The following is a 3,355-nucleotide window of genomic DNA, read 5'->3' on the forward strand; positions in this document are numbered from 1 at the left end:
GCAGTGGCCGTTGAACGACACTGCGACACCCACCCCGTGACACTGCGTGAAACACCATACCAACGTTGATCTTTCCTGATAAGCTTTAGCTTTACCATTTCCAAAATCCACCCTATTTCAATGCACACAAGTAGCCGCAGCATTACCGTATCTATCCGCGCCGCGCTCGGCGTTTTCGCACTTGCCTTGGCCGCCCTCCCGGCAGCCGCGCAGCAGCCCCCGAAGCTGAAAGAGCCACTGGTATTTTCCTATTTCAAAGGCAACGGCGAAGATGGCCTGCACCTGGCCTACAGCCGCGACGGCTACGTCTGGAATTCCCTGAAAAAAGACAGCACCTTCCTGCGCCCCACCGTGAGCAAAGACAAACTCATGCGCGACCCCTGCATCATCCGGGGCAAAGACGGCCTGTTTCACATGGTCTGGACGGTAAGCTGGAACGACAAAGGCATCGGCTACGCCAACTCCAAAGACCTGATTACCTGGAGCCCACAGCAGTTCGTGCCCGTGATGCAACAGGAAGCCGAGGCGCGTAACTCTTGGGCCCCGGAAATCACCTACGACGACGCTACCGGCGCCTACGTCATCTATTGGGCCACCACCATCAAGGGCCGCTTCCCCGAAACCCAAAGCACCGCCGACGCTGCCTATAACCACCGCATCTACTACGTCACGACCAAGGATTTCAAAACGTACTCCGACACCAAGCTGCTCTACGAGCCCGGCTTCAACGTCATCGACGCCACCATTCAGCGCGACGGCAAGCGCTACGTGATGTTTCTGAAAGACGAAACCCGTGAGCCGGCTCAAAAGAACCTCCGCGTTGCGTTCAGCGACAAGCTAACTGGTCCGTTCGGCAAGGCCTCGGCGCCCATCACCGGCAAGTATTGGGCAGAGGGCCCCACGGCCGTTAAGCTCGGCAAGGAGTGGCTGGTGTATTTCGATAAGTACACCGAACACAAATATGGCGCCGTGCAATCCACCGACCTGCAAACCTGGACCGACGTATCCGACAAAGTGCAGTTCCCGAAAGGTCTCCGCCACGGCACGGTTTTCCCCGTGACAGAAAAGGAACTCGGCTTGCTGCTGAAGCAGTAAAGCGTGATGTAGCGCGGAAGTCCGTTCCGCGACGAGCGCAGCGAGTTCCTACGCGTTAGGGCAATACTGAATACTCGCGTTGCTCGTCGCGGAACGGATTTCCTGTGGCTTCCGCGCTACGCCGCGCTTAGGGCTGCACGGCGTTTGCGAGTGGCTTGCCTTGCTCGAAGTCGGTGATGTTTTGCAGGGTGATGTGGGCGATGTTGTGCATGGCGTCGGCGGTGAAAAAGGCTTGGTGGCCGGTGATAAGCACATTATTGAACGAGAGCAGGCGCATGAACACGTCGTCTTGGATGACCTTACCTGACATGTCTTCGAAGAATATATCGCCTTCTTCCTCGTACACATCCAGCCCTAAATAGGCAATCTTCTCGCACTTAAGACCTTCTATTACCGCCCGGCCATCAATGAGGGCGCCGCGGCTGGTGTTGATGAGCATCACGCCTTCCTTCATTTGAGCTATCGACTCTTCGTTGATTAGGTGGTAGGTTTGGGGCGTAAGCGGGCAGTGCAACGAAATGATGTCGGACTGCGCGTACAGGTTCGGCAGGTCGGTAAACTCGATTCCTAACTCCTTGGCGGCGGCACTGAATTGCACATCGTAGCCGAGCACCCGGCAGCCAAAGCCCTTCAGAATGCGGGCCGTCACCAAGCCGATAGCGCCCAACCCAACAAGCCCGACGGTGCGGCTGTGCAAATCAAAGCCCATTAGGCCGGTGAGCGCAAAGTTGCCTTCGCGGACGCGGTTGTAGGTGCGGTGCGTTTTGCGGTTCAGCGTCAGAATCAGAGCCAAGGTGTGCTCGGCCACGGCGTAGGGCGAGTAGGCCGGCACGCGCACCACCGGCACGCGCAGTTCGGCGGCCGTTTTCAGATCCACGTTATTGAAACCCGCGCACCGCAGCGCCACCAGCCGCACCCCGCTGGCCGCCAACTGGTGCAGCACCTCGGCATCCACCACGTCGTTGACAAACACGCACACTCCCTCGGCGCCCTGTGCCAGCAAGGCGGTGCTGGCGTTCAGCGGCACTTCCAGAAACCGTAGCTGGTGCCCATACTGCTGGTTGATTTCTTCAAAGAATTCATGGTCGTAGGGCTTGGCATTGAAGAAGGTGATATGCATGCGCTGAACGTGAAAGGAACTTGAAAAGAGAGGCCGCTCCTCAACTTTGAGGCTAGCAAGTGGTAAATCAAGTATATCTACCGCCGAACGTCGTCGTTGTTGCGGCGCAAGACCGTACTTCATAACAACGCCGGGCAGCCGCACCAGAAGTGAAACTCCTGGCGCCGCTACCCGGCGCAGCTTCTAAGCTATACCGTATGGCTACGCTAGCTGGCTTTCACCATATACTTCACCAACGGATTTTTCTTGATGCTGCGTAGCCCGTCGGCCACTGAGGCGGCGTTTTGGCGGGCGCCGGCTTCGATGGTGTGGGTATGGTCGGTGGTATTGAAGTACGTGCTTCTCACTTTCGCCTCGCCCTCCTTGTCGTATTTATCGGCAATGATTTTGTTGAGGTCGATGAAGTAAGCACCGCCTTGTTTGGCAGCCTCTGCGGCCCACAGGCCGTAGTCGCCAGCGGCACGATTGACTTCGCCGGCCGCCCACGTGTTGCGCGGGATGGGCGAGCAAACGTAGACGGTGGCGCCTTTGGCTTTGGCGTCGGCAATAAACTGGCGCAGGTACCAGCCATAGCTGTGCACCACTTCCTGCTGCTTTTTGATGGGGTTGTAGATTTGCTGGCTTTCCTCGCCGTTGCTTTTGATGGTGCCGCGCGCCCGCGCCGTGTCGGCCAGCGGGCCGTTGTCGTTGTGGCCGAACTGCATAAGCACGAAGTCGCCGGGCTTGATGTTCACTTGCACCTTCTCCCATAAGCCGTTGGTGCGGAACGTGCGGCTGCTGGTGCCGCCAAGCGCGTTGTTGACCACCGAAATGCGCGTGGTATCGAAGTGCGCAGGCAGGAAATTGCCCCATCCCCACAGGCCGCCGTCACCCTTGCCTTTGCCGTTTTTCACCGTCGAATCACCAATCAGAAAAAGCGTCGGCTTCTTCTGATTCTGTGGGAGGCTGCTAAAGGCCGAAAGCAGGATAAATACGAGCAGCAGGCCGTAGGGCAACACTCCGTTCTTGCGTTGCTTGCTGTTGGTTGGTTGAGGCTGCATTGGTTTCTCTGGATATAGAATTTGATTTTTAACCGTCATGCTGAGCAGAGGCGCAGCCGGAGTCGAAGCATCTCGCTAGGGTGGTAACCCCTTTTACTAC

General features: G+C 57.5%; 3 protein-coding genes. 1 reads left to right on the plus strand and 2 read right to left on the minus strand.

Translation table 11 applies throughout. The features are described 5' to 3' along the window. The first annotated feature begins 120 nt into the window (after positions 1-120). Positions 121-1,095, plus strand: a complete 975-nt coding sequence (locus tag VF639_RS14890; protein WP_331146713.1) for a glycoside hydrolase family 43 protein — start codon at positions 121-123, stop codon at positions 1,093-1,095. A 127-nt stretch (positions 1,096-1,222) separates the two neighbouring features. On the opposite strand, the gene VF639_RS14895 is transcribed toward VF639_RS14890, so the two are convergent. Together VF639_RS14895 and VF639_RS14900 are read right to left on the minus strand one after the other, a co-directional pair. Beyond that, positions 1,223-2,215, minus strand: coding sequence for a 2-hydroxyacid dehydrogenase (locus VF639_RS14895; RefSeq protein ID WP_331146714.1), 993 nt, complete (start codon positions 2,213-2,215; stop codon positions 1,223-1,225). A gap of 206 nt (positions 2,216-2,421) precedes the next feature. Continuing rightward, positions 2,422-3,255 carry a rhamnogalacturonan acetylesterase gene (locus VF639_RS14900; RefSeq protein ID WP_331146715.1) on the minus strand — a complete coding sequence of 278 codons (834 nt, stop codon included), beginning with the start codon at positions 3,253-3,255 and terminating at the stop codon, positions 2,422-2,424. Between the last annotated feature and the right edge of the window lie 100 nt (positions 3,256-3,355).

It is taken from the genome of Hymenobacter sp., assembly GCF_036387835.1.
GTDB lineage: Bacteria > Bacteroidota > Bacteroidia > Cytophagales > Hymenobacteraceae > Hymenobacter.